Here is a 24773-nt window from a genome sequence, read left to right as displayed (position 1 = left end):
CCGGGCGCCGCCCGGGACGGCTCGGCGACCGGGGCGGCTCAGCGCACGGGCCGCCCGGGGCGGCTCAGCGCACGCTGAGCCCCAGCGCCCCGAGCCCCGCCCGGCGCACCGCGACCGACCCGTACGGGGTGCGCAGCCGGAGCCAGGCCCCCGAGGAGAGCAGTCCCTGCCCGTCGCCGCGCAGGAAACCCAGCGACTGGGCGGCGTGCACCGCCCGCACCGGGAGTCCGGTCTCCCCGACCGTGCGCGACCAGATCTCCCGCCCGATCCGGTCGAGTTCGGTCCGGGTACGCAGCCGAGGCGCCAACTCCCCGGTGCGCGACCGGAACTCGGCGACCGACGCGGCGACCAGCCCCCGCAGCGCCTCGGGGGCCGGCAGCCCGGGCTCGGCCCGCCAGCCGCCGCGCGGCGGCAGCACGCCGGCCCACGGCGGCCCCGTCACCGCACCCGGCACGCCGGCCGTGGCGGCGGACTCGTCCACCGACTCCAGCAGCTCACCGGCGGACACGGTCACGTCCAGGGCGACGTCCAGCCCGTCCTCGTAGGGCTTGGCGAGCCGTACGGCACGGATCGCCAGCACCTCGAACGAGGGAGGCCGGCCGAAGACGGCGAGCGCCGTACCGGCGGCCTGCAACCGCACCGCGGCGGAACGGTCGTAGTGCAGCAGCCGGGAGAGGAAGGCCGCGAGATCCGCGGCCTCCGTCTCGTCGGCGAGGTGGAGCACCGTCATGCGGCGACGGCCTCCTCCTCTTCGTCCTTCGCGTCGTCCTTGTACTCCTCGAGGAACTCGCGCTCCTCCTCGGTGATCCGGCGCGGACGCTGCGTCTCGAAGTCGAACGGCACGATGACCGTCGAGGCACGGACGTAGATCTGGTCGCCGTCCTTCACCTCGTAGGTGATGGTGAAGGACGCCGCCCGTATCTCCGTGATCCACAGCTCGATGTCCACGGGCCTGTGCCGGTGGACGAGCTGCCGCTTGTAGTCGATCTCGTGGCGCGCCACCACGGACCCCTGCTTGAAGTCCTTGTCGGGACGGAACAGGAAGTCGATACGGGCTTCCTCCAGATAGCGGAGGAACACCACGTTGTTGACGTGGCCGTAGGCGTCCATGTCCGCCCAGCGCAGCGGGCAGCGGTAGATGTGCCGCAAGAGATCAGCCCCGGGTCAGCTTCTTGTAGGTGGCGCGGTGCGGACGCGCGGCGTCCGCACCGAGCCGCTCGATCTTGTTCTTCTCGTACGAATCGAAGTTGCCCTCGAACCAGAACCACTTGGACTCGCCCTCGTAGGCGAGGATGTGCGTGGCGACGCGGTCCAGGAACCACCGGTCGTGGGAGACGACCACGGCGCACCCGGGGAACTCCAGCAGCGCGTTCTCGAGGCTGCTGAGCGTCTCGACGTCGAGGTCGTTGGTCGGCTCGTCGAGGAGCAGCAGGTTGCCGCCCTGCTTGAGGGTGAGCGCGAGGTTGAGCCGGTTGCGCTCACCTCCGGAGAGCACCCCGGCCGCCTTCTGCTGGTCCGGACCCTTGAACCCGAAGGCGGAGACGTAGGCGCGCGACGGCATCTCGACCTGGCCCACGTTGATGTAGTCGAGCTCGTCGCTCACGACGGCCCAGAGCGTCTTCTTGGGGTCGATGTTCTCGCGGCTCTGGTCGACGTAGGAGATCTTGACGGTCTCGCCGACCTTGATGGAGCCGGAGTCGGGCTCCTCGATCCCCTGGATCATCTTGAACAGGGTGGTCTTGCCTGCGCCGTTCGGTCCGATGATCCCGACGATGCCGTTGCGCGGCAGCGTGAACGACAGGTCGTCGATCAGCACCTTCTCGCCGAAGGCCTTGCTGAGGTTGTTGACCTCGACGACCACGCTGCCCAGCCGCGGACCCGGCGGGATCTGGATCTCCTCGAAGTCCAGCTTCCGCATCTTGTCGGCCTCGGCTGCCATCTCCTCGTACCGGGCCAGACGCGCCTTGGACTTGGCCTGCCGCCCCTTGGCGTTGGACCGCACCCACTCGAGCTCTTCCTTGAGCCGCTTCTGCCGCTTGGCGTCCTTCTGGCCCTCGACCTTGAGACGGGTCGCCTTGGTCTCCAGGTACTTGGAGTAGTTGCCCTCGTAGCCGTGCAGCCGGCCGCGGTCGACCTCGCAGATCCACCCGGCGACGTTGTCCAGGAAGTACCGGTCGTGGGTGACGGCCACGACGGTGCCCTCGTACTTGGCGAGGTGCTGCTCCAGCCAGTTCACCGACTCGGCGTCGAGGTGGTTGGTGGGCTCATCGAGCAGCAGCAGGTCGGGGGCCTCGAGCAGCAGCTTGCACAGCGCCACGCGGCGCTTCTCGCCACCGGAGAGGTTGGCGACCGGCCAGTCGCCGGGCGGGCAGCCCAGCGCGTCCATGGCCTGCTCCAGCTGGGCGTCGAGGTCCCAGGCGTTGGCGTGGTCGAGCTGCTCCTGCAGCTTGCCCATCTCGTCCATCAGCTCGTCGGTGTACTCGGTCGCCATCTGCTCGGCGATCTCGTTGAACCGGTCGAGCTTGCCCTTGACCTCGGCGACGCCCTCCTGGACGTTCTCCAGGACGGTCTTGTCCTCGTTCAGCGGGGGCTCCTGGAGCAGGATGCCCACGGTGTAGCCGGGAGTGAGGAAGGCGTCACCGTTCGACGGCTGTTCCAGCCCCGCCATGATCTTCAGAACGGTTGACTTACCGGCGCCGTTCGGGCCGACGACACCGATCTTCGCTCCCGGCAGGAAGCTCAGGGTGACGTCGTCGAGGATCACCTTGTCGCCGTGCGCTTTGCGCGCCTTGCGCATGGTGTAAATGTACTCAGCCAAGAGAAACCGTCCGGCAGCTTGAAATCTGGCAGTGGGCAGATACACCCCATCTTGCCGCACCGCCACCCCTGGGCGGAAACGCGTCTGACACGGGGGCCCCTACCTGCGGTTTCACGGACGTCGACCGCGCGCCGCCGGTCACCGCCGGCCGCCGTCGAGTGCCCTCGGGCACCCGCGCACGGCCCGGAGACGGCCCCGCACCGACCGCGGTCGACGGCGTCACGACCTGGCCGTCCCGGCTGACGGCCGGCCGGAATCTCCCGGACGGTCTCGCGGAGTGCGGCGAGCACGACGACGTCCGGCCATCACAGCCCGGTCGTCAGCCGTCGGGCTCGCCACCCGTGTGGAGGAGCGCGACGACCGTACGGCCGTCGAGGCGGAGGTGGCGGAACCACTCTCCGCCGGGTCGTGGCGGGGGGGTCCTGGAAGCGGTGGCCGATGCCGACCGCTTCGGGCTCCTCGTCACCCGTCCGGACGACCGCACTCCGAAGAGACCGGTTACCCGCAGTCGATGTCGGTCGATCCCCCACGCAGGACCGGATCGGTGCCCGTACCGCTGATCCGCAGATGACCGCCGTCCCGTCCCCAGGACAGTTCGTACGTGCCTGCGTCGACGGGCCGGTAACCATCGTCGGCCGTCCAGGATCCCGACTCGTCCAGGGCCAGGCCGGTGCGCCCCACCGCGTACACCTCGCCAGTGCCGATCACGAGAAAGGACGTCTCCCGCACCACGGCCGTGCAGCCTCCCGGCCCCGCGGGGTGCAGCACGCGGTACTCCGCGTCCGAGATCAGGTCGTCCAGCGCTCCCCATGCGGTGCCGAGCACTGCCGTCACGATCAGCAGAGTGCTTACCGACCGTACCCATGTGGCTCGCTTCCGCAGGAGCCTCGAAGCGTCCGTCGGGCGGCCCACCCGGGTCAGGGCCCGTCGGAGAACGAGCGAAACGACGAGGAGGACCGCGCTCACGCCCCAGCCGGGGACCACCCGCCCCTGCACGACCAGCAGGAGGCTGCTCCAACTCGCCACGGCGGCGAGTGCCGGGCTTCCGATGCCGGCTGCCGTCGAGACGGCGGGCGACAGCCTCACGCTGTTCCGTGTACGTGCTTCGGTCACGGCGGGTACGACTCCCCGAACACGCCGGCAGTTGCGCTGAGCGGCCGAAGCGCGCAAGGCCGCCCTCCCGCGGGCCATCGCGCGGCCCCCGGTGACAGCCCCGGGCCTCCTCCCACTGCTCCCTCTCGAGTGGAACGTCCGCCGGATCCCTGGTGACGGTCCGGGCAGCCGGTCGCGCGCACGGGAGCCGGCGGCTCAGGCGGTCGGCGGGGTCCGGCGACGGCGGGTCAGGACGAGGCCCGTGCCGCCGAGGACGACCAGGCCGATGGCGGTGCCGGCGATCCACGGGGTGACGGCGGCGGCGCCGGTGTCGGCGAGGTTGACGTCGGCGGGGACGACGGGGGCGGAACCGGGCCCGCTGAGGGTGTGGGTGGTGGTGCCGGTCTCGGCGGCCCGGGTCAGGCAGTCGAGCATGCCGGTGAACCGCTGCTGGAAGCCGCCCGGCCCCTCGACCGTGAAGTCGTACGGCTGGTCCTCGCTCAGCGGAACCGTCACGGTGCGGGAGGCACCGCCCTCGACGGTGTACTCCGCACCGGCCAGCGTGAAGGTGAACGGCTCGTCGTCCTGGTTGGCGACGGTGAGGTCCACACCCCCCTTGGCGCAGTTCTCGCGGGCGGACAGCGCCGGTATCGCGCCCGTCTCCGCCCAGTTCGCGCTCGCCGTCGCCGAGACGGTCGACTCGCTGGAGCCGGCCAGGATCTGCGTCTGGCTGCGGCTGTCGGAGACGAAGGCCCGGCCGACGGGCACCGTGGTGGAGGCCTGCACGGTGAGCTCCGCGGTGTCCGCCGGCGCGTCCTCGGGCACCTGGAAGAAGATCTGGCCGCCGTCGGCCGCGGTGGTGACGGGCTCGCCGTCCTTCCCCACGATCCGCACCCCGCTCGTCGCGGCGTCCGCGGGCGGCAGGACCGTCACGCTGCGGGCGTCCGTGCGGACGGTCACCGGACCGAGCCGTCCACCCGGGCGGCCGGAGACCGCCGGCGGATCCAGGGTCAGCGACGCCCGCGGCTCGGACTGGTCACGGGCGCTCCTGCGCAGGTAGTCGGCGAGCTGCTCCGCCTGGGGGTCGACGGCGTCCACGTCCACGCCGTCGGAGTGGCGCCAGATGGCCACCTGTGTGCCCGCCGCCGCGTCCTGCTCGGTGAGCTGCCCGCGGACGCCCGCCTTCTTCGCGAGCGCCGCGAGGTCGTTCACCTGCGGATAGGAGTTCTGCAGGATCCAGCGGATCCGGCCGGCGTCCTTGTTGGCGCCCAGCGAGGTCCCGCTCCAGGCGGTCTCGTGGTACTTGGCGTCCTTCTGCGTCGGCGTGTGGATGTCGACGCAGTACGTCTGCAGCATGCCGCCGCCCTCGACGGACATCTCGAACAGGCCCGCCGACACCTGCTGGTCCCCGGCGGCACCGCGTATCACGGCCGCGCCGAACGTCTTGAGTCCGCCTATGGTCGCGGCGGCTCCACTGTGCCCCGGTGCCGTCTCCTCGTCGGCGGCGACGGCCGTCCCGGCGCCGGTCAGCACCGAGGTGGCGACGAGTCCGGAGACCAGCGTCCCCGCGGCGAGGCGGGCCGATCCACATCCGCGCGCGGACCACGCGGAGAACGAAGCAAACACCGAAATCCCTTCCGAGCAGGACCCTTTGGCGTGGGGGTGGGGTCCCACCAGCAGATTCGCCGGCCCCGAGAACCCCGGAAGCCATGCCCGGAATCCTAAGGAGGCGGCGTACCGCGCTCGCCGGTGATCGCGTCGCGGGACTGATCCGAATCGGAATCGTTATCGCAAAGGCGTCGCGGGCGTGACGGTCGACACATCCACTCGGGACGGTTCGGTACGCATCCGCCGATAGGACCGATAAGCCCCGCTCCGGTCGGCACCGGACATCGGCACCGCCGGCGCACCGCCGGCCTCACGTCACCGCCGCCGCCCGCGGCGGCCTTTGGGGCGTACTTCCGTCGGCGGTCGGTGAACTCGCCTGCTCCGTCTCCCAGTCGGGCTCGGAGCGGTCCGGCGTGGGCGTCCGGTCCGGCCGCTGGGCGCGGCGGAAGGCGGTCGTGCCCCGGGCGAGGTCATGGCCGATCGCGACCGCGTCGATGTCCGCCGACATCCAGCCCTGCTGTCCCTCGCGCGTCTCCGTGCGCACCTTCAGCCGGCCCTGGACGATCACCGGTTCGCCCACCGACAGCGACGCCGCGGTGTTGGTGGCGAGCTGGCGGTTGGCCCACACCGTGAAGAAGTTGGTGTGCCCGTCGGCCCAGGTGTTCTTCTCCCGGTCCCAGTACCGGGAGGTGACCGCCACCCGGAACCTCGCCGCGGGGCCGGACGCCGTCTCCCGGTACACCGGCCGTGTCGCCACGTTGCCCACCACGCACACCATCGTCTCGTTCATCACGTTTCCCTCCCTGGCCCGGCCCTCCCGGCATCCACGCCGGCGCCGGGCGGACACGCGTACGGGCCCGTCCCGTACGGCTGCCGTCCGACGCGGTGACCGCGGACCGTCCCGCGGTCGCCGCACAGCCAGACTGCCTCCGCCGGGCCGGGCCCGCCGAGCGCTGTGGACCACCACCGGCCTGGGGAGAACCCCGTCACCCGAACGGGACCCTCCGCCCCGGCCGGAGCCGCCCCGGCCGCCTCACCCTCCCCCGGTCCCCACCCCCGCGACCCGGCCGTACTGCTCCCGTACCTCCCGGTACCGCAGCAGCTCCGACGCCACCGGATCGAGGACGCGGGCCCGGCCGCACGCCGAGGCCGCCTCCCGCAACCGTCTCTCCGCCTCCTGCCCGTACCGCCGGGCGGGCCCCCTGGCGGCCAGGCGGCAGCTCCACTCGATGAGCGGGCCGCCCACGATGCCCACCACCATCAGCAGCACCGGCACCCCGAGACGGGGCGGCATGACACCGATGATCTGGGCCAGCAGCCAGAGCCCGCCCGCGAACTGAAGGACCGTCATCGACGCCTGGGCGAGTACGGCCACGGGCCACCACCCGGGCCGCGGCGGCCTCCCCGGTGGCAGTCCCGCGCGTACCGCCAGCGCGTCCAGCGCCTCCGGCAGTCCCTGCGAGCCGCGCGCGGCGGCCTCCCGCACCGCCTGCGCCCACGGCCCCGGCAGCCCGGCCGAGGCCCGGTCGGCCACCGTGCGCACCGCCTGCTCCACGCGCTGGCGGGCCGTGACCTCCTCGTCGGGCTGCCCGCGCAGGGCGACCCGGCCGGTGGACGGCTCGCGCCGCTCCTGGCACCAGCGCCACAGCCGCAGCCAGGGCGTGCCGCAGGCGCGGTTGGCGTTGCGCAGCCACGCGCGTTCGGCGGCCTCGCCCGCGGCCGTCGCGCCCACGGCCTGCGCGAGCCGGTCCGAGAACTCCTCTCGCGCCTCCTCGCTCAGTCCGGTGCGCCGGCGGGCGGCGTACACCGGCCACAGCCGGGCCGCCGCGATGTCCACGTCCGCGGAGATCCGGCGGGCCGGGGCCCCGCGTTCGGCCACGAACCGGCCGAGTGCCTCGCGCAGTTCACCGACCCCGTCCCCGGTGAGCGCGGACAGCGCGAGCACGGTCGTCCCGGGTTCGCCGTACTCCCCCAGGACGATGCCGTCCTCGTCGAGCAGGCGCCGCAGATCGTCCAGGACCTGCTCGGCGGCCTCCCCGGGCAGCCGGTCGATCTGGTTGAGGACGACGAACATGACCTCCGCGTGGGCCGCCATCGGCCGCAGATAGCGCTCGTGGAGCATGGCGTCGGCGTACTTCTCGGGGTCGACGACCCAGATGACCGCGTCCACCAGCTCCAGCACGCGGTCCACCTGCTCCCGGTGCTGCACGGCCGCCGAGTCGTGGTCGGGCAGGTCGACCAGGACCAGCCCGCGCAGCCGCTCGTCGGCGTCCGCCGTGGCCTGCAGGGGGCGTCGTCTGAGCCGGGGCGGGATGCCGAGGCGTTCGACGAGGCTCGCCGCCCCGTCGCTCCAACTGCACGCGATCGGCGCGGCGGTGGTCGGCCGCCGTACGCCGGTCTCCGAGATGGGCACTCCGGCCAGCGCGTTGAACAGCTGCGACTTGCCGCTGCCGGTGGCGCCCGCGAGGGCGACGACGGTGTGCTGTCCGGAGAGCCTGCGCCGCGCGGCGGATTCGTCGAGGATCCGGCCCGCCTGCGCGAGGGTCCGGTTGTCCAGCCGGGTGCGGGAGAGCCCCACCAGTTCGCGCAGCGCCTCCAGCCGCGCCCCCAGCTGCGGGCCGTACGCCAGGGGCGTCACGGTCTGCGGCACCGATGCCCGGGGTTCGGCCATCGCGCGGTGCTCCTCCGTGTCGCTCCCGTTCACCCGCCGCGCGATCAGCCCGTCGTCCCAGGGGCTCGTGGTGTCCGTGCGCGCGGAGGCGTCGGACGCCCCGGAGTCGCCTCGGCCGGGACGTTCGGGGTGCTCGGTGTGGTCCTGGTCAGTGACGGCGGTCACCGGTCACCTCTCCTTCTGCAGTACGGACAACGCGGCGATGAGTTCGGCCTGGGGCTCCGCGTGCACCTCCAGGGCGTCGAGCGGGGCGAGCCGTCGCTCGCGTTCGGTGTGCATGACGCGGTCCACGTGCTGGAGGAGCAGCCGTCCGCCGCGGTCCCGGAGCCGCAGCGCGCCGTGCGCGCCGAGCCGCTCGGCGAGCCCCTCCCCGGCGGTGCGCGCCCGTCTGCCTCCCAGCAGCACCGTGGCGACCAGCGCGGCGACCAGCTCGGGGTCGGGCGCGAGGCCCCGCTCCAGCTCCCGCACCTCGTCCTCGGCGTACTCCTCGAGTTCGCGCCGCCAGCGTCGTACGGCGAGCCCGATCCGGTGCTCGGGGCTCTCCGGCGCGGGGTCGCGGGCGGTCAACTCGGGTGCCTCCGAGGCGGGTTCGCGCCGCCAGGCGTCGTCGACGCGCTCGTCGGCGGCGGTGACGGCGCACAGCAGCAGCTCGCTCAGGCTCTCCACCAGGGTGTCGAGGAGTTCGCCCGGGGTGCAGTCCAGGGGGAAGGCGCGCCACCGCTTGAGCGCGTCCCCGGCGAGCACGGCCCCGGCCTGCAGCCGGCCCCGCAGGCGCGCGCGCTCGCTGTCGTACGCCCCGTCGACGGCCGCGGTGAGCCGCAGGGCGGCGGCGTGCTGGGCGGCGGCGGCGCCGGCGAGTTCGGGCATGCGGGCGTTGAGGGAGTCGAGGACGCCGTAGGCGGTGCGGGCCGTCACGTGCTGCCGGGCGGCGGGATCCAGCGCGTGGTGGACGAGCCAGGTGCGCAGGGCCGCCACCGCGGTGGCGGGCAGCAGTCCGCCGCCCCACGCGGACTCGGGCAGCTCGGGCACGGTGAAGCGCGGCACCTGGCCGAGTCCGGCCTTGGTCAGCAGGGCGCCGTACTGCCGGGACACCTCGGACACGACCTGGTGGGGCACGCGGTCCAGCACGGTCACCAGGGTGACGTCGTACTCCTTGGCGGTGCGCAGCATGTGCCAGGGGATGGCGTCGGCGTAGCGGGCGGCGGTGGTGACCATGATCCAGATGTCCGCGGCGCTGATGAGTTCGGCGGCGAGGACCCGGTTGTCGGCCACCAGGGAGTCGATGTCGGGCGCGTCCAGGAGGGCGAGGCCGGGCGGCAGGGTGTCGGCGGTCTCGATGCGCAGCACCCGCGCGGGGTTCTCGCCCGGGAGGAGCAGGTCGTCGTCCGGGTTCCGGTGGCGGGGCACCCACACGCGCGTGAGGTCGGGGAGCACCCGCATCCCGCTGAACCAGTGGTGGTCCTCCGGGTGGCAGACGAGTACCGGCGTCCGGGTGGTCGGCCGCAGCACGCCCGCCTCGCTGACCCGCCGGCCCACGAGGGAGTTGACCAGGGTGGACTTCCCGGCCCCGGTGGATCCGCCGACCACGGCCAACAGGGGCGCTTCGGGGTCTCTCAGCCGTGGTACGAGGTAGTCGTCGAGCTGGGCGAGCAGTTCGTCGCGGTTGGCACGCGCGCGTGCGGCCCCCGCCAGGGGCAGCGGAAGGCGTGCGGCGGCGACACGGTCGCGCAGGGCGGAAAGTGCGTCGAGCAGCTGAGGCCGTACGTCCAAGGTCACCACATGCGAAGAATGCCCAATTTCAGGGGGATTCTGAAGCATATGGGCGTGTCTGCGCGCCGACAGGACACAAGGGATGGAAGGGACGACCAAGACACGGGCACAGGCCGGGCATAACGAGTGCACAACACCCGGTGCGCGAGGGGCCAAAAGCGATGCGCGATTCGCACCTGCCTGCGATTATCAGGACCGCTTCACCGAACCTCCACATCGCGTCACGGAGGCGGGGTGAACCGGGGCAAGGATGCGGGAGCCCTATCCTTGTCCCCGGCGACGTCGAGGACAGGTCCGGACCCGGGCCCCACGACAGAGGCCACCACACCCGGCCCCCGTAGCTCAGTGGATAGAGCAGGCGCCTTCTAAGCGCTTGGCCGCAGGTTCGAGTCCTGCCGGGGGCGCACATGACCGTTGGCCAGCGAAAACGCTGGCCTGCTCGTGTTTCCGCACCCCGCGGACCCTTTTGACGGCAAGCGCCTCCCCCCACTCCTCGGCCCGTACTGCGCCCGGATCGCCCACATTTGAGTGATTACGACGGATTCGCGTGGATCCTGGTAATCATGGAACGGTTCGCTGTCTTCCGCCTTTCCCGGAGCCGTTCATGCGCACTGCCGTCACCGCCGCCCAGGACTCCGCGGAGGAACGGGGGCTCGTCTTCGAGGGTTTCGCGTACACGTGCCGGATCGTCCGTCAGAACGCCCCGCAGACGCACCCGTTGCTGCTGCTCGGGGGTTCGTCGCAGAACCGGTACTCCTGGCAGAGCCACGAGAAGTGGCTGGCACCGCTGTGCACGCTGATCACCGTCGACCTCCCCGGTTACGGCGGTTCGGACTTCCTGCCGGCCCGCTACGGCATCGACTTCCTCGCCGACGCGGTCGGGCACATGCTCTCCGACATCGGCGTGCCCCGGGTGAACCTCTTCGGCGGCTGCTTCGGTGAGGTCGTCGGCCTCCGCTTCGCGCAGCGCCACCCCGGCTTCATCCGGCGCATCGTCTTCGCCGGCGCGGCCGGCCGCCTTCCGGAGCTCTACACCGACGCCGTACCCCGTCTGTCACAGGCCCTCGAGCGGGGCGAGACCGAGAAGGCCGCGGACGGGCTGGTGCGGCTGTTCATGTCGAATCCGGAGGCCGGCAGGGTCCGCAGGCACGCGGCCGTGGCACGCCTCCTCCAGCGGCAGTTCATGGAACAGACGCCGGACGAGATCCGCAAGGCGGTCGAGCACAACACCCGGCTGGTGACGCACGGCTGCTACCGGCCGCTGCCGGTCCCGGAGGTGCCCTCCCTGGTGTTCACGGGGGAGTACGACACCCTGTGCACCCCGCAGATGGGCCGCGAACTCGCCGCCACCCTGCCCGCGGCGCTGTTCACCACCATCAAGGAGGCGGACCACCTGGTCACCGTCGAACGCCGTCAGGAGTCCGCCGACCTGATCGGCCGGTTCTGCACCGACCGCCCCGTCCACGACCTGCCGTACTGCAACCCCGTCGAGTCGCTGCGCGCCCCCCGCGTCCCCGCGCCGGCCCGCCCCTGAACCGCCGGCCCGCCCCCGGGCCGACGGAAAGGGCCGGGACCCGGCAACGGGTCCCGGCCCTTCCGGCCGACCGGCGAACGCCTCAGAGCTTCTTGCCCTCGACGACGAGGCTGTTCCCGCAGGAGACCTTCGCGCCGCCGCCGGAGCAGCTCTGCGACATGTCGTTCTTGAGGCGGATCTTGCCGTACCTCTCGGTGGTGATCTCACGCTCGCTCACGTCCGCGCAACGGACGTTGCCCTTGCCGTCGTCCGCGCACCTGCCGGTGCTCTCGACGGCGACGGCCTGGGCGGCACCGAGGCCGATGAGCGCGAGGCTCCCCAGGACTCCCGCCGCCACTGTGATCTTCTTCGACTTGAACATCTGCCTTTTCCTTGACGGTCGACCCGCCGCGGCTGAACGGCGGTGTCGTCACCCATTCCTGGACCGACGACGAACCGGGCAGGCCCGGAGCCCCGGTCGCGTGCGACCGGACCCCGGGACCCGCCCGGATCACTCGGCAGTGATCACTTGCCGCCGACGACGAAGTTGCTGGCGCACTCCACCGAGTTGGTCTCCTTGTTCTCGGCGTTGGCGAGACCCAGGATGGCCAGCGCCAGGTTGACGTCGTCGATGGCGATCAGCGACTGGACCGAGTTGTCCTGCGAGCAGGTCGTGGTCTGCGCGTTGTTGAGCTGCACCGCCGGGTCGTCACCGGCGTGGCTGACGCCGGCGCCGAGGAAGCTGACGCTGCCGAGCATCGCCATCACGACGGCGGCCTTCTGGTACTTGCGCATTACTTCTCCATTCTCGAGTGGACGCGGTCCGCGACGGACCGGTCACTGACAGCCGCCCAATTTAGGGCGACTCTTGAGGCAATTGATAGCGAAACGCCGCATGGCGTTTACCTTGCGAAAAATGCACCGTTCGCCGCTGACGCGTATTCACACAATCGGCCCGGCAATGGGCGGGCCTGCGGCAACACCGGTGCGCATCGCCGTACCGTCAGGACTTCTCGCCGACGACGAGGGTGTTCTCACAGGAGAGTTCGCCCTTGCCGGAGCAGGTCTGCGACGTCTTGTTGTCGACGCGGACCTTTCCGTCCTTCTCGGTGAGCCGGTACTCGTTCTGCTGGACGCAGCGAAGGTTGCCCTTGCTGTCCTCGGCACACGTACCGGCGTTCTCGGCGCCGACGGCCTGAACGGCGCCCAGGCCGATCAGTGCGAAGCTCCCCAGAACTCCGGCGGCCGCCACGATCTTCTTCGAGTTGAACATCTACCTTTTCCTTAACGATGCCGGACCGTCCGACGGGCCGGGCGGACCCGGGGCCCGACGTCCCGTGGGACGCGAACCCCGGAGCCCACCCGGATCACCCGAGGGTGATCAGTTGCCGCCGAGGGCGAGGTTCGACGAGCAGGCGACCGCGTTGGTCTCGGTGTTCTCCGCGTTGCCGAGGCCGAGGATGGCGCCGACGCCCGCGTTGATGTCGTCGATGGCGATCAGCGACTGGACCGAGTTGTCCTGCACGCAGGTCGTGGTCTGCTTGTTGTTCAGCTCGAACGACGGCTCGTCACCGGCGTGGCTGACGCCGGCACCGAGGAAGCTGACACTGCCGAGCATGGCCATCACAACGGCGGCCTTCTGGTACTTGCGCATTACCTCTCCGTTTCTCGAGTGGACACGATCCGCAACGGATCGGTCACTGACGGTTGCTAACGTAAGCGACCTTTGGGACTTTTCACAGCCGAAACGCCCAATTGCGCATGTTTTCCTAGTAGGTGCAGGTCAGAGGCGTGTGCGACGCCGCCGGACGGAGGACGGGGCGGAGTGGCCGGGCGCGGTCGTCCGCCGCAGGGCCGGACCGAAGAGTGATCCACGGAGAATCACCGTGACCCGGGGCGCCGTTGTCGCGTTGAGCGGTGAGTGCGGCCGCTCCCGACGCGGCCGCACTCACCAGACAGTTAAGGAGAACGTGATGTCTCGCATCGCGAAGGCGGCCACCGTGGCTCTCGGCACGGGTGCCGTGGTGTTCAGCGGCGCCGGAATGGCCTCGGCGCACTCCGGCGCCGAGGGCGCGGCGGTCCACTCGCCCGGCGTCGTGTCCGGCAATGTGATCCAGGCCCCCGTCCACGTGCCGGTCAACGTGTGCGGCAACACCGTCAATGTGGTGGGTCTCCTCAACCCCGCCGTCGGCAACGTCTGCGTGAACGAATAGCACCACCGCCACGTCCACGGTCACCGACGTCCGCCGTAGGACCTGAGAGCCCCGGCCGCCTCGCGCGCCGGGGCTCTTTCCATGGCCCGGCGTTCCCTCCATGACACCGGGCTTTCTCCGTCACGGAAGTGGCCGCTCTCCGCGGCGAACGCAATTCGGCCCCCGGGGAGACCGGGGGCCGAATGGCGCAGGGCTCGAATGTCAGGCGTGCAGCCCCAGGTCACCGTGGACCGGCTTGGCCTCGTCCACGACGACCGCCGCTTCCTTCGCCGTGTCGAGCACCGAGCTCTCTTCGGTGTCCGCCGACTCGTGCAGCGGCATCAGCTCGAAGGGGACCGCGGTGCGCAGGCCGGTGTCGAGACCGGTGGACGCCAGATCGTGGGAGTCCTGGGCGTACGCGGGCGCGGCGAAACCGGCGGCGATCAGGGACCCGGCAATGACGGCGGCAGCCTTCAGGGACTTCATCATGTTCCTTTCTTCGGCGACGCGGGTCGCCGGAGGGGAATTGTGTCGCCGTGCTCAACGATCCCCGGCCGGAGCGGAAACCGGGAAAGCGAAGATTGCCGAGTCCTCATATGAAATCCCTGAACGACCGCGCGCACACCGCTCCGCAGCACGCTCAGGAGGACGGCGGCAGCACCGGTGTCAGCGGCGTGAGCGCGGGCAGCGCGGCGGGCGCCGGCGCCGCCGCCTCGGCCGGCGCGGGCAGGGTCGACACCTGGGGTTCGCCGCCGAGCAGCGCGGCGACCAGGTTGTCCACCCGGGTCAGCAGGTCGCCGGCCGACGGGAGCACCGGGGCGGCGCCGGTGCCGGCCTCGGGCAGGAGCGCGTCGAGGAGGTCGTCGAGGGCCTCCCGTACGGCGCCCGGCAGGGCGTTCAGGAGTTCGGCCGAGGCGGGCGGGAGCACCCCCGCCACCGTGGTGGACGTGACGGGGGCGGTCAGGGCCGAAGCGGCCGCCGTCGGCGCCGGCGCGGCCGGGGCGGTCGTCAGCGGGGCGGTCGTGTCGGTGATCGTGATCATGATCGTCGGGTCGTCGTCGGCCGCCGCCCTCACCAGGGCGGCCTTCGCGGCCCCGCCCAGCGTCCTGGCCCGCTCGGGGGTCAGCCGGCCGTCCCGTGTCTCGAGCACCGCCTTCAACAGGCCGAGGACCGGGCCGAGTTCGCTCGCGTGCGCGTGGGCGTTCCCGGCCCGCGCGAGCAGCGCGGCCGACGACGTCGCGCGGTCGTGTCCGGCGGCCGTTTCGGCCGCCACGGCGGCGGGGCCGGTGATCCCGGCGACGACGGCGGCGCACAGTGCGCCGATTGCGATGCGCCGTGCAGACAGAGCGCGCATGGACGTTCCTTTCGCGGGCTTCGGATCCTGAAGCCCACCGTGGGAGCGGCCCGGGGCACCCGCAACCGGGCCTGCGCCACCCGGTTCCGCCCGTCACCCTGTTGCCCGTTCCGCCGGACGAGGCGGTATGCCGAGCGGATTACCTTCCCGGGTTGGCTTCACGATTCCAACACACTTACCCCTTTGAGCCGAGTTTCAGTGACTTTGTCCGCTTCATGGCTAGAGTTGCGAACCTCCGAAGCACTCTCACCGGCGGACGCATCGCCCTCGTCCTCGCTGCCTGCCGCCGCCACCTCATCCGAAAGGCTCCGCCGGTCATGCGCCAATCCCTGGGTCTGCTGCTTCGCCATGCGACGGTGGGCGTCCTCGCCCTGGCCGCGACGTGGATGCCCTCCGGCTCCGCGGCCGCCGCACCGTTCGCTCCCGCGCCGGAGGCCGAGGGCATCCCCTTCGCCCAGCGGTACCGGGCGGTCCAGCACGGCGGCATCGTGCGCGCCGCGAACGCCTCCGCCACCTGCGCCTCCGGCCGGGACGCGTGCCGGGGCGCACAGACCGGCGGGCAGGGGGTGAACGGCGACTTCGAGATGGGTTACATCGACGTCGACCAGGACCCGAACACCTACAACTCCTCCCGTGCGGAGGTCCGGCTGCCGGCCGGCTCCCGGGTGACGTACGCGCGCCTGTACTGGGGCGGCAATCTGCGCGTCGGCGAGCAGAAGCCGGCGCAGGACAACGGGCGGGTGCTGGTCGCCGAGCCGGGCGGAAACTACAAGGAGCTGCTCGCGGACACGGTGGTGGGCCACCGGGCGGCGGACGGCGCGGACGCCTTCCAGGCCTCGGCGGACGTGACCGGGCTGGTGCGCGACAGCGGCCCGGGCCCGTACACGGTGGCCCAGGTCAACGTGGCCGGCGGCAGGTCGGCGGCCGGGGCCTGGGGCGGCTGGACGCTGGTGGTGGCGTACGAGAACCCGGCGGAGCCGCTGCGGCACCTCGCGCTCTGGGACGGCTTCGCGCCGCTGGGTTCCCGCGCGGGGGCGGAATTCCCCCTGAGCGACCTGCCGTTCGCCGCGGGCGCCGGGGGCCGGGTGGGTCTGGTGGCCTACAACGGCGACCGCGGCACCCCCGGCGACTCGCTCGTCCTCACCGCCGGCCACTCCCCCTCCACCGCGTTCACCGACCGGGCCAACCCCTTCGACGACGTGCTGAACTCCACCATCTCCGGCCCCGGCGCGGACGCCCCGGCGCGGGTGCCGGCGTACGCCAACACCCTGGGTTACGACTCCGACGTGTTCGACCTCCAGGGGGCCCTGCCGCACGCCGGTGACCGTGCCGCGTTCCGGCTCACCTCCCAGCGGGACACGGCGTGGGCGGGCGTGCTCTTCGCCGCCGTCGACGCCCGGCGGTGACCGCGCCCTCCCCCGTCCCCGGCATCTGTGCGAGCGAGGAAACCGTGCCCACGCATCTGTCCGTGCCCGGCCGCCGCCCGCGGATCCTGCACATCACCCAGCCGGTGGACGGCGGGGTCGCACGGGTCGTGACGGACCTGGTCAGGACCCAGCTGGCGGACGGCCTGGACGTCACCGCGGCCTGCCCCGACAGCGCGCTCGCCACCCGGCTCGGCACGCTCGGCGCGCACGTACGGCACTGGCGGGCGACACGGTCGCCGGGTGCGTCGCTGGCGCGGGAGGTACGGCAGCTGGCCCGGCTGATCGACGAGGTGCGCCCCGATCTGGTGCACGCGCACAGCGCGAAGGCCGGGCTCGCCGGGCGGCTCGCGGTGCGCGGGCGCGTCCCCACGGTGTTCCAGCCGCACGCCTGGTCGTTCGAGGCGGTGGACGGCGGCGCCGCGGCGCTCGCGCTGCGGTGGGAGCGGTGGGGGGCCCGCTGGGCCGCGCGGGTGGTGTGCGTGAGCGAGGCGGAGCGCGCCACCGGTGTGCGGGCCGGGATCGCCGGCCGGTGGACCGTCGTCCCCAACGGCATCGACCCCGAGCGCTTCCGGCCGCTCCCCGCCGACGCCGTACGGGCCGGGCTCGCGCCGGCGGCCGGACTCGGCGCGCAGGCACCGCTCGTCGTCTGTGTCGGCCGGCTGTGCCGGCAGAAGGGGCAGGACGTCCTGCTGCGGGCCTGGAGCACCGTGGTCCGCAAGGTGCCCGAGGCCCGTCTCGTGCTGGTCGGCGACGGGCCGGAACGGGAGCGGCTGCGTGCCGCGGCCCCCGCGTCCGTGCTGTTCACGGGGGCCGTCGCGGACGCCTCCCCCTGGTACCAGGCGGCCGACCTCGTCGTCCTGCCGTCCCGCTGGGAGGGCATGGCGCTGGCCCCGCTGGAGGCGATGGCCTGCGGCCGGCCCGTGGTGGTCACGGACGTCGACGGCGCCCGCGAGAGCCTGCCGTCCGCCTTCGCCGCACGGTGCCTGGTGCCGCCGGAGGATCCGAAGGCACTGGCGGGAGCCGTCGGCGCGCTGCTGCTCGACCCGCCGCTGCGCGCCTCCCTCGGCGAACAGGGCCGCAGGCACGTGCTGTCCCGCCACGACGTCCGGCACACCGCACGGGCAGTCGTCGACCTCTACCGCGACCTGCTCGGCACCCGGTCCGGCCCGACGAGAGCACGTCCCGGCCTGGCGGTCGGGGGCGCCGGGGCCGACCGGACGACACAGCGCGTCGAGCCCTCAGAGCACAGGGAGTCCATCCACTCGTGACCGCCGAACGTACCGTGCCCTCCCCCGGCGTACCGCCACGGGACCACGGATTGTCACCCGTCTCCGTCATGCCGCCGCGCGGCGCCGGTGCCGGCCCCCGGCTGCCCGTCGCACGGCCCCGTCCCCTCTCGCCGATCCCGCTGCTGCTCGCGGACGCCGCCGCCGTCGCGGCCGCCGTCCCGCTGCTCGCCGGTGACCGGCTCCACCCGCTGCTCGTCGCCCTGCTGGCCGGGGTGACGCTGCTGTTGCGTCCACGCGGCGCCCGGTCGCCGGTGCCGGAGCTGCTGGAGGAACTGCCCGCCGTGTGCGGCCGTGTCGCGGTGGCCTGGCTGGTCACCGCCGTGTTGTGGGCGGCGTACCGGCCGGAGCACGCGCTGGCCGCCGGCACGGTGCTGGCCGGGCCGGCCGTGCAGGCGGCGGTGTGCTGCTGCCTGCGCGCCGCCGTGTACGGGCGGCGGCGCGCGGCACTGCGCCGCCACCCGCACGCCGCGCTCGTCGTCGGTCCGCCGGCGACCGCGCAGCGGGTGGCCGCCGCCCTGCTGCGCCACCCCCGGTGCGGGGTGCGGCCGGTGGGGATCGTCGCCGGACGGACCGACGGCGGCGAGGGCGTTCCCGTGCTGTGCACGGACGAGGAGGTCGAGCGCGCGGTCATCCAGAACGGGGTGCGGGCGGTGCTCGTCGTCCACCCCTCGGCACGCGTCGAGCACGGGCCGCTGCTGCGGGCGCTGGCCGGGTCGGGCTGCTGGGTCCGGGAGGTCGACGCCGACGGCCCGCCGTACCCGGCACGGGAACGGCTGGCCGGGTTCTCCTGCCGGCAACTGGACCTCGCCCCGGCGCGCGGCGGCGGCATCGGCAAGCGGATGCTCGACGTCCTGGTGTCCGGGACGCTGTTGCTGCTGGCCGGCCCGCTGCTGGTGGCGTGCGCGCTGACGCTGCGGGTCACCGACGGGCCGGGCGTGGTGTTCCGGCAGGAGCGCATCGGCCGCGGCGGCGAGCCGTTCACGCTGCTGAAGTTCCGCACCCACCGCCCGGCCGACGAGCACGAGTCGGCGACCCGGTGGAGCGTGGCCAACGAGCACGAGATGCGGCGGTTCTGCCGCCTGCTGCGGCGCACCTCGCTCGACGAGCTGCTGCAGCTGTGGAACGTGCTGCGCGGCGACATGAGCCTGGTCGGCCCCCGCCCCGAACGGCCCTACTTCGTAGGACAGTTCAGCCAAACCTATCCCGGTTACGCGGACCGGCACCGCATGCGCGCCGGCATCACCGGACTCGCCCAGGTCCACGGGCTGCGCGGCGACACCTCCATCGAGGACCGCTGCCGGTTCGACAACGCCTACATCGACGACTGGTCGCTGTGGCGGGACGTCTGCATCCTGCTGCGCACCGCGGTCACGCTGGTCCGGCCGACGGGGAGCTGACGACACGTGAGCCTCGTCCTCTCGCCGCTGCCCGGCCGGGCAGCCGCGCTGGTGCCGGTGCTGCCGCTGGTGGCGGTGCCCGTCCTGCTGGCCCTGCCGCCGTCCGGGGACGGCGCGGGGCCGGCCGACGTGATGTCCGCGCTGGTGGTGGGGTACTGCGCGGTCCGTCTGGTGCGGGCCCGGCGGCGCCCGTTGTCCCCGCTCGCGGCCGTGGTGCTGGGGCTGCCGGTCGTGGGACTCGCGCTGGCCGCCATGGGGGCGGCCTCGCCGGAGGCGGCCCTCGGCGGTCTCTGCCGCTATCTGCAGGTCTTCGTGCTCGTTCCGGCCGCGGTGCTGGTACTGCTCCGCCACCGGGCCGACTTCCGGGTGCTGGCCTGGTCGTTCGTCGGGCTCGCGCTGTGGCAGGGGGCGGTCGGCGTGCACCAGTACGTCACCGCCACCGGCGCCTCCTACCGGGGCGAGACCGTCCGGGCGGTCGGCACCTTCGGGGCGCAGGACGTGATGGGCATGGCGACGGCGGTGTCGCTGGGCCTGGTGTGCGCCGCCGGGATCGCGCTGGGCCGGGGGCCGGTGCGGCAGCGGGCGGCCGCCGCCGGGTGCGCCGTGCTCCTGGTGCTGCCGCTGGCGCTCTCCTTCAGCCGGGGCGCCTGGATCGCGACCGCCCTGACGTGCGCCGTGCAGCTGGCGCTGGCGGGGCTGCGGCGCGCGCTGAAGGCGGTCGCGGCCGTGGCCGCCGCGGGAGTGGTGCTGGTGGGCGGGTTCGGGGTCGGTACGGCGATGCTGCAGGAGCGGGCCGGCAGCATCACGGCGGTCACCGACGCCCCGGACCAGTCCGTGACCGACCGGTACGCCCTGTGGGCCTCGGCCACCGGCATGTGGCGCGACCACCCGCTGACCGGTGTCGGCCTGAAGAACTTCCCCGAGTACCGCGACGGGCACGCGCCCCTGGCGCTGTCGTCGGGCAGCGACGTGGAGGGCGCGGGCGAGACGTACCACCGCCAGTCGCTGCTGTCGCCGCACAGCATGTACCTGCTGGTGCTGAGCGAGCAGGGCCTGATCGGGCTGCTCACGCTCGCCGGGAGCTGGCTGGCGCTGCTGGTGTGCGCGGTGCGGGCGCTGCTGCGGGTGCGCCGCCACGGGCCGGGGGCGGACTGCGCGCTCGTCGCCTGCGGACTGCTGCTGTGGCAGCTGACCGACTTCGTGTACGGCGACATCGGCGGCCCCTCGACCGTACTGACCGGCCTGGCCCTGGGCCTGGCGGCGTGGTGGGCGCTGGCCTCCGACGCGCGGACGGACGCGCCGCGGCGCGTCGCGGCGCCCGGCCGGGCCGAGGAGGCCGTGACCCGATGACGGTGCTTCCTTCCCGTACCCCCGGGCCCCGGACCGGAGAAACGGGGGCCGGAGAAACCACGGCCGGAGAAACCGCGGCCGGCGGCCCGGCGGCCGCCGGGGCGGAGGACACGGAGCCGGGACGGGCCGGCGGCGGGGACGCGGGGGCGTCGTCGCGCGGGTTCCTCGCGCGGGCGGCGCTGGTCACGGCGTCGCTGTCCATCGCCGGGTCGCTGCTCGGTCTGGTGCGCGACCAGTCGCTGGCCCGGCTGTTCGGGGCCGGGAGCGACACGGACGCCTTCCTCGTGGCGTGGACCGTGCCGGAGATCGCCGCCACGCTGCTGATCGAGGACGGGCTGGCGATCGCGCTGATCCCGGCGTTCAGCCTGGCGCTGGCCCGCCGCGCCCGGGGCGTTCCCGGCGACCCGGTGCGCGAACTGGTCCTGGCCACCCTGCCACGGCTGTGCCTGGCCTTCGCCGCGGTGGCCGCGCTGGTCGCCGCCGGGGCCCCGTACCTGGTCCGGGCCCTGGCGCCGGGCCTGCCCGACCCCCGCCTCGCCGTGGACTGCACCCGGCTCACCGCGATCAGCCTGCTGGCGTTCGGACTGGCCGGGTACTGCAGCGCCGCCCTGCGCGCGCACCGGCGGTTCCTCGCGCCGGCGGCGATCTACGTCGCCTACAACACCGGCATCGTCGCGGCGATGTTCCTGCTGGGCGGGGAGTGGGGGGTGCGCTCCGCGGCGGTCGGGGTCGCGGTGGGCGGCTGTCTGATGGTGGTGGTCCAACTTCCTTCGCTGTGGCGGCAGCTGGCCTCGCGCACGCCGGCGCCCGCCGCCTCCGGGCCGGGCCCGGAGGAGCGGCCGGTGCGGCTCGCCCTGATCGCCGCCGTGCTGCTGTTCGCGCTGTGCCGCCAGTCGCAGGTCCTCGTGGAACGCTTCCTGGCCTCCTCCCTGCCCGCCGGGGCCATCTCGCATCTGAACTACGCGCAGAAGGTCGCCCAGATCCCGATGACACTGTCGCTGATGGTGTGCACCGTCACCTTCCCCGTGGTGGCGCGGGCGCTCGCGGACGGCGACACCGAACGGGCCCGCGCCCGGGTGGAGCGGGATCTGGTGCTGGCCTCCTGTGTGGTGCTGCTGGGCATGTGCGCGGTGATCGCCTGCGCCCCGCAGATGATCGGACTGCTCTTCCAGCGGGGCGCGTTCACCGCCGGCGACACCGCCGCGACGGCCGGCGTCATGCGCGTGTACGCCCTCGGTCTGCTGGGCCAGACCCTGGTGGGCGCCCTGGTCCGCTGCTACTTCTCGGCGGGCCGCCCCAGCTGGTACCCGGTCGGCGTGATGGCGGCGGGCATCCTCGCGACGTCCCTGATCGGCGCGGCGGCGGTGGGCCGCTGGGGGGTGGCGGGGATCGCCGCCGCCAACGCCGTCGGCATCACCGTCACGGCCGCCCTGCTGCTGACCGGCCTGCGCACCGCCCGCCGCGAGGACGCCCCCGGCGTCTCGATCGGCGTCCGCGGGGTTCTGGCCGGGCTGGGCCGGCCCGTGCTCGCCTCGGCCCTCGCCGTGGCCGCCGGGGTCTTCGCCGCGAGCCGGTTCGCCTCCCCGGCGGCGGGTCTCGCGGCCGGCTGCCTGGCCGTGACCGCCGTCTTCGTCCCGCTCGCCCCGACCGTCCTCGGCGCCCGGGGCTCCGTATCCGCACCGCGCTCCGTACGCGCCGTCACACGAAGGCTCACACATGGCCGCTCCCGTTGATTCCCCCGGCACCCGCAGACTCCCCTCGCCCCGCCCGGGGCCCGTGCCCTGGGTGGCGATGTACCACTCGGTGGGCGACTGCGCGGACGATCCGTACCGCATCACGGTCACGCCCGAGCGGCTCGGGCGGCAGCTGGCCTGGCTGCGCCGGCGCGGTCTGCGGGGCGTGTCCGTGGCGGACCTGCTCGCCGCCCGTGCCCGGGGCGAGGGGCGGGACCTGGTCGGCCTGACCTTCGACGACGGGTACGCCGACTTCCTCACCGGTGCGTGGCCGGTGCTGCGCCGTTTCGGCTGCGGCGCCACCCTCTTCGTCCTGCCGGGACGGCTCGGCGGCGACAACGCCTGGGACCCGCTCGGCCCGCGCAAGCCGCTGCTGACCGCCGACGGCATCCGGCGCGCCGCCGCCGAGGGCGTGGAGATCGGCTCGCACGGACTGACCCACGTCGACCTCACCCGCGCCGACGACGCCACCCTCACCGCCGAGGTCGCCGAGAGCCGCGCCCTGCTCACCGAGTTGACCGGTTCCCCGGCCGACGGCTTCTGCTACCCGTACGGCACGGTCGACGCGCGCGCCGTCGAGGCCGTGCGCAAGGCGGGTTACGACTACGCCTGCGCCATCGACCCCGGACCGCTGACCGGCCCGCACGCCCTGCCGCGCGCCCACGTCGGCCAGAACGACACGGCGTGGCGGCTGCGCCTCAAGCTCCGGCTGCACCGGCTGCGCCGGCGCCCGGTGGAGGGCGTGTGAGATGAGGGCCCTGCACATCATCACCGGGCTGGGCGTCGGAGGGGCGGAGCAGCAGCTGCGGCTGCTGCTGCGTCACCTGCCCGTCGACTGCGACGTGGTGACGCTCACCAACCCCGGCGCGGTCGCCGAGGGCCTCGGCGCCGACGGCGTCCGCGTGGTGCACCTCGGCATGGGCGGCAACCGCGACCTGGCCGTCCTGCCCCGCCTGGTCCGGATCATCCGCGCGGGCGGCTACGACCTGGTCCACACCCATCTGTACCGGGCCTGTGTCTACGGCCGGCTCGCCGCCCGGGTCGCCGGGATCCGTGCCGTCGTCGCCACCGAACACTCCCTGGGCGACACCCAGATGGAGGGCCGCAGGCTGACTCCGGGGGTGCGCGCGCTGTATCTGGCGAGCGAGCGGCTCGGCTCGGCGACGGTCGCCGTCTCCCCGACGGTGGCCGACCGGCTCAGGCGCTGGGGCGTGCCCGCCCCGCGCATCGAGGTGGTCCCCAACGGCATCGACCTGGACCGTTTCCGCTTCGACCCGCGGCGGCGGGAGCGCACCCGCCGGCGCCTCGGCCTGCCCGAGGGGGCGTTCGTCGTCGGCGGCGTCGGCCGGCTCGCCCGGGGCAAGCGGTTCGACGTCCTGGTCCACGCGCTCGCCCGGCTGCCGGAGGACCACTGGCTGCTGCTGGTGGGCGGCGGTCCCGAGGAGCACCTGCTGCGCCGCACCGCCCGGCAGGCCGGTGTGGCCGGGCGGGTCCTGTTCACCGGTGAACGCCCCTGCGTGCCCGACGGCTCCCCGGGGCCCGACCTGCCCTCGCTCACCTCGGCGATGGACGTGTTCGCCTCCCCGTCCGCGGAGGAGGCCTTCGGGCTGGCGGCCGTGGAGGCGCTGGCGGCGGGCCTGCCCGTGCTCTACGCCTCCTGCCCGGCGATCGAGGACCTCCCGGCGCGGGACGCCGACGGCGCCCGGCGGGTGCACGGCGGCCCCGAGGCGTACGCCCGCGCGATCGCCGAGGTCCGCGCGGCGGGTCCGGGCCCGCGCACGGCCGGCCGGGCCGCGCACCACTACAGCATCACCCGCAGTTCAGCCCGCCTCATGGACGTGTACGAGGCGGCCCTCACCGGCTCGTCGCCGTCCCCCGCACCTTTGGGAGCAAGCCCGTCATGACCGACACCCCGACCCGTCGGCTGCGTTCGATCCCGGACCGCGTCAGGAGACTGCCGGCCTGGTCCGCGCTGGTGGCAGGCACGCTCGCGGGCGGTCTGCTGGGCGGCGCGTACGGCCTGCTCACGCCGCCGACGTACACCGCCACCAGTTATGTCGTCGCCGTACCGACCGAGAAGGCGGCCCCGGAGGCGGCGCGCGGTTTCGCGCAGGCGTACGGCCGGGTGGCCACGCAGCTCGCGGTGCTCGGCGACGCGCAGGTGTGGGCCGGTGTGCCGGTGCGCACCCTGCGGAACGGCGTGCGCACGGCGACCTCGCCGGACGCGCCGATGGTCTCCGTCACGGCCACCTCCTCGCGGCCCGGCCTGGCCGTCGACATGGCCGACGCGGTCGCCCGCGCGCTGACCCGGCACGCGGAGGACACCAAGGGCAGCACCCAGGTGCGGCTCGTGCAGTTCTCGCGCGCGGTGAAGCCCGGCGAACCGGCGTCCGCCCCGCCGTCGGTGACCGCCCTGGTGGGGGCCGGCGCGGGCGGGCTGCTGGGCGGCCTGGCCCTGCTCGCGCGGCCGAGGCGGCACGGGCCGGACGTCGAGGGGCCGGTGCCCGCCGCCGCGGTGCCCGGCCCGGCCACCGCCGGGGTGCAGCGGTGACGGCGGTG

The 24773-nt window shown here is 73.5% G+C and carries 24 protein-coding genes and 1 tRNA gene; 11 read left to right on the top strand and 14 right to left on the bottom strand.

Annotation, left to right across the window (positions count from 1 at the left end):
* Positions 1-64 precede the first annotated feature (64 nt).
* The 8 genes from ACF07S_RS05000 to ACF07S_RS04965 form a co-directional block, all read right to left on the bottom strand.
* Positions 65-730: a hypothetical protein gene (locus ACF07S_RS05000; RefSeq protein WP_391962227.1), complete on the bottom strand. Its 666-nt coding sequence runs from the start codon at positions 728-730 to the stop codon at positions 65-67.
* Entirely contained in the window at positions 727-1149 is a 423-nt protein-coding gene (locus ACF07S_RS04995) for an acyl-CoA thioesterase (RefSeq protein ID WP_391962228.1), read from the bottom strand. Before ACF07S_RS04995 ends, ACF07S_RS05000 begins: the two co-directional genes overlap by 4 nt.
* Positions 1150-1153: 4 nt before the next feature.
* The gene (gene ettA / locus ACF07S_RS04990) at positions 1154-2818 is read right to left on the bottom strand and encodes an energy-dependent translational throttle protein EttA (protein ID WP_391962229.1); all 1665 of its coding nucleotides are present in this window, start codon (positions 2816-2818) and stop codon (positions 1154-1156) included.
* Positions 2819-3316: 498 nt separating this feature from the next.
* Positions 3317-3652: a hypothetical protein gene (locus tag ACF07S_RS04985; RefSeq protein WP_391962230.1), complete on the bottom strand. Its 336-nt coding sequence runs from the start codon at positions 3650-3652 to the stop codon at positions 3317-3319.
* Positions 3653-4126: 474 nt separating this feature from the next.
* On the bottom strand, positions 4127-5536 hold the full coding sequence (locus tag ACF07S_RS04980) for a Cys-Gln thioester bond-forming surface protein (RefSeq protein WP_391962231.1): 1410 nt from the start codon (positions 5534-5536) through the stop codon (positions 4127-4129).
* A gap of 292 nt (positions 5537-5828) precedes the next feature.
* The gene (locus ACF07S_RS04975; protein ID WP_391962232.1) at positions 5829-6308 is read right to left on the bottom strand and encodes a single-stranded DNA-binding protein; all 480 of its coding nucleotides are present in this window, start codon (positions 6306-6308) and stop codon (positions 5829-5831) included.
* A 243-nt stretch (positions 6309-6551) separates the two neighbouring features.
* Positions 6552-8354: a GTPase gene (locus ACF07S_RS04970; RefSeq protein WP_391973451.1), complete on the bottom strand. Its 1803-nt coding sequence runs from the start codon at positions 8352-8354 to the stop codon at positions 6552-6554.
* Between the two features lie 3 nt (positions 8355-8357).
* Entirely contained in the window at positions 8358-9968 is a 1611-nt protein-coding gene (locus ACF07S_RS04965; protein WP_391962234.1) for a dynamin family protein, read from the bottom strand.
* A 322-nt stretch (positions 9969-10290) separates the two neighbouring features.
* On the opposite strand from ACF07S_RS04965, the gene ACF07S_RS04960 reads away from it, so the two are divergent.
* Both ACF07S_RS04960 and ACF07S_RS04955 read left to right on the top strand, forming a co-directional pair.
* Positions 10291-10363: transfer RNA gene (locus tag ACF07S_RS04960), tRNA-Arg, on the top strand.
* A gap of 200 nt (positions 10364-10563) precedes the next feature.
* Complete coding sequence (locus ACF07S_RS04955) at positions 10564-11493, top strand: alpha/beta fold hydrolase (protein ID WP_391973450.1); 930 nt, start codon at positions 10564-10566, stop codon at positions 11491-11493.
* Positions 11494-11575: 82 nt separating this feature from the next.
* Here the strand turns inward: ACF07S_RS04955 and ACF07S_RS04950 are convergent, their stop codons facing one another.
* The 4 genes from ACF07S_RS04950 to ACF07S_RS04935 all read right to left on the bottom strand — a co-directional run bounded on the left by ACF07S_RS04950 (position 11576) and on the right by ACF07S_RS04935 (position 13126).
* Positions 11576-11854, bottom strand: a complete 279-nt coding sequence (locus ACF07S_RS04950) for a hypothetical protein (protein WP_391962236.1) — start codon at positions 11852-11854, stop codon at positions 11576-11578.
* 143 nt (positions 11855-11997) lie between these two features.
* Positions 11998-12267, bottom strand: coding sequence for a hypothetical protein (locus tag ACF07S_RS04945; protein WP_391962237.1), 270 nt, complete (start codon positions 12265-12267; stop codon positions 11998-12000).
* A gap of 208 nt (positions 12268-12475) precedes the next feature.
* The gene (locus tag ACF07S_RS04940) at positions 12476-12745 is read right to left on the bottom strand and encodes a hypothetical protein (protein WP_391962238.1); all 270 of its coding nucleotides are present in this window, start codon (positions 12743-12745) and stop codon (positions 12476-12478) included.
* Positions 12746-12853: 108 nt separating this feature from the next.
* Positions 12854-13126 (bottom strand): hypothetical protein, encoded by a 273-nt coding sequence (locus tag ACF07S_RS04935; protein WP_391962239.1) that lies wholly within the window; start codon positions 13124-13126, stop codon positions 12854-12856.
* A gap of 319 nt (positions 13127-13445) precedes the next feature.
* On the opposite strand from ACF07S_RS04935, the gene ACF07S_RS04930 reads away from it, so the two are divergent.
* Complete coding sequence (locus ACF07S_RS04930; RefSeq protein ID WP_391962240.1) at positions 13446-13685, top strand: chaplin; 240 nt, start codon at positions 13446-13448, stop codon at positions 13683-13685.
* A 201-nt stretch (positions 13686-13886) separates the two neighbouring features.
* On the opposite strand, the gene ACF07S_RS04925 is transcribed toward ACF07S_RS04930, so the two are convergent.
* Both ACF07S_RS04925 and ACF07S_RS04920 read right to left on the bottom strand, forming a co-directional pair.
* Complete coding sequence (locus ACF07S_RS04925; protein WP_391962241.1) at positions 13887-14153, bottom strand: hypothetical protein; 267 nt, start codon at positions 14151-14153, stop codon at positions 13887-13889.
* A 151-nt stretch (positions 14154-14304) separates the two neighbouring features.
* Positions 14305-15018, bottom strand: coding sequence for a hypothetical protein (locus ACF07S_RS04920; RefSeq protein ID WP_391973449.1), 714 nt, complete (start codon positions 15016-15018; stop codon positions 14305-14307).
* 317 nt (positions 15019-15335) lie between these two features.
* On the opposite strand from ACF07S_RS04920, the gene ACF07S_RS04915 reads away from it, so the two are divergent.
* Genes ACF07S_RS04915 through ACF07S_RS04880 form a run of 8 tightly spaced genes read left to right on the top strand, consistent with a single transcriptional unit; the run spans position 15336 to position 24765 of the window.
* A complete protein-coding gene (locus ACF07S_RS04915; protein WP_391973448.1) occupies positions 15336-16424 on the top strand; it encodes a DUF3344 domain-containing protein in 1089 nt (362 codons plus the stop codon).
* Between the two features lie 44 nt (positions 16425-16468).
* Positions 16469-17713 (top strand): glycosyltransferase family 4 protein, encoded by a 1245-nt coding sequence (locus ACF07S_RS04910; protein WP_391962244.1) that lies wholly within the window; start codon positions 16469-16471, stop codon positions 17711-17713.
* Complete coding sequence (locus tag ACF07S_RS04905) at positions 17710-19131, top strand: sugar transferase (protein WP_391962245.1); 1422 nt, start codon at positions 17710-17712, stop codon at positions 19129-19131. The genes ACF07S_RS04910 and ACF07S_RS04905 overlap by 4 nt, the downstream gene beginning before the upstream one ends.
* A gap of 6 nt (positions 19132-19137) precedes the next feature.
* On the top strand, positions 19138-20481 hold the full coding sequence (locus ACF07S_RS04900) for an O-antigen ligase family protein (protein WP_391973447.1): 1344 nt from the start codon (positions 19138-19140) through the stop codon (positions 20479-20481).
* On the top strand, positions 20478-22214 hold the full coding sequence (locus ACF07S_RS04895; protein WP_391962247.1) for a lipid II flippase MurJ: 1737 nt from the start codon (positions 20478-20480) through the stop codon (positions 22212-22214). The genes ACF07S_RS04900 and ACF07S_RS04895 overlap by 4 nt, the downstream gene beginning before the upstream one ends.
* Complete coding sequence (locus ACF07S_RS04890; RefSeq protein ID WP_391973446.1) at positions 22198-22962, top strand: polysaccharide deacetylase family protein; 765 nt, start codon at positions 22198-22200, stop codon at positions 22960-22962. Before ACF07S_RS04895 ends, ACF07S_RS04890 begins: the two co-directional genes overlap by 17 nt.
* A 1-nt stretch (position 22963) precedes the next feature.
* Complete coding sequence (locus ACF07S_RS04885) at positions 22964-24118, top strand: glycosyltransferase (protein ID WP_391973445.1); 1155 nt, start codon at positions 22964-22966, stop codon at positions 24116-24118.
* Complete coding sequence (locus ACF07S_RS04880) at positions 24115-24765, top strand: lipopolysaccharide biosynthesis protein (protein WP_391962250.1); 651 nt, start codon at positions 24115-24117, stop codon at positions 24763-24765. Before ACF07S_RS04885 ends, ACF07S_RS04880 begins: the two co-directional genes overlap by 4 nt.
* Positions 24766-24773 lie beyond the last annotated feature (8 nt).

The organism is Streptomyces sp. NPDC016640 (assembly GCF_043076215.1).
Taxonomy (GTDB): domain Bacteria; phylum Actinomycetota; class Actinomycetes; order Streptomycetales; family Streptomycetaceae; genus Streptomyces.
Note: the sequence above shows the minus strand (reverse complement) of the source record. Positions and strands in the feature narration are given on the sequence as shown.

Excerpts from the sequence above, each read along its gene's own strand:
- ACF07S_RS04915 (WP_391973448.1), top strand. The coding sequence starts at position 15,336 with ATGCGCCAATCCCTGGGTCTGCTGCTTCGCCATGCGACGGTGGGCGTC.
- ACF07S_RS04940 (WP_391962238.1), bottom strand. The coding sequence starts at position 12,745 with ATGTTCAACTCGAAGAAGATCGTGGCGGCCGCCGGAGTTCTGGGGAGC.
- ACF07S_RS04975 (WP_391962232.1), bottom strand. The coding sequence starts at position 6,308 with ATGAACGAGACGATGGTGTGCGTGGTGGGCAACGTGGCGACACGGCCG.
- ACF07S_RS04890 (WP_391973446.1), top strand. The coding sequence starts at position 22,198 with ATGGCCGCTCCCGTTGATTCCCCCGGCACCCGCAGACTCCCCTCGCCC.
- ACF07S_RS04925 (WP_391962241.1), bottom strand. The coding sequence starts at position 14,153 with ATGATGAAGTCCCTGAAGGCTGCCGCCGTCATTGCCGGGTCCCTGATC.
- ACF07S_RS04955 (WP_391973450.1), top strand. The coding sequence starts at position 10,564 with ATGCGCACTGCCGTCACCGCCGCCCAGGACTCCGCGGAGGAACGGGGG.
- ACF07S_RS04950 (WP_391962236.1), bottom strand. The coding sequence starts at position 11,854 with ATGTTCAAGTCGAAGAAGATCACAGTGGCGGCGGGAGTCCTGGGGAGC.
- ACF07S_RS05000 (WP_391962227.1), bottom strand. The coding sequence starts at position 730 with ATGACGGTGCTCCACCTCGCCGACGAGACGGAGGCCGCGGATCTCGCG.
- ACF07S_RS04935 (WP_391962239.1), bottom strand. The coding sequence starts at position 13,126 with ATGCGCAAGTACCAGAAGGCCGCCGTTGTGATGGCCATGCTCGGCAGT.
- ACF07S_RS04920 (WP_391973449.1), bottom strand. The coding sequence starts at position 15,018 with ATGCGCGCTCTGTCTGCACGGCGCATCGCAATCGGCGCACTGTGCGCC.
- ACF07S_RS04930 (WP_391962240.1), top strand. The coding sequence starts at position 13,446 with ATGTCTCGCATCGCGAAGGCGGCCACCGTGGCTCTCGGCACGGGTGCC.
- ACF07S_RS04895 (WP_391962247.1), top strand. The coding sequence starts at position 20,478 with ATGACGGTGCTTCCTTCCCGTACCCCCGGGCCCCGGACCGGAGAAACG.
- ACF07S_RS04880 (WP_391962250.1), top strand. The coding sequence starts at position 24,115 with ATGACCGACACCCCGACCCGTCGGCTGCGTTCGATCCCGGACCGCGTC.
- ACF07S_RS04945 (WP_391962237.1), bottom strand. The coding sequence starts at position 12,267 with ATGCGCAAGTACCAGAAGGCCGCCGTCGTGATGGCGATGCTCGGCAGC.
- ACF07S_RS04885 (WP_391973445.1), top strand. The coding sequence starts at position 22,964 with ATGAGGGCCCTGCACATCATCACCGGGCTGGGCGTCGGAGGGGCGGAG.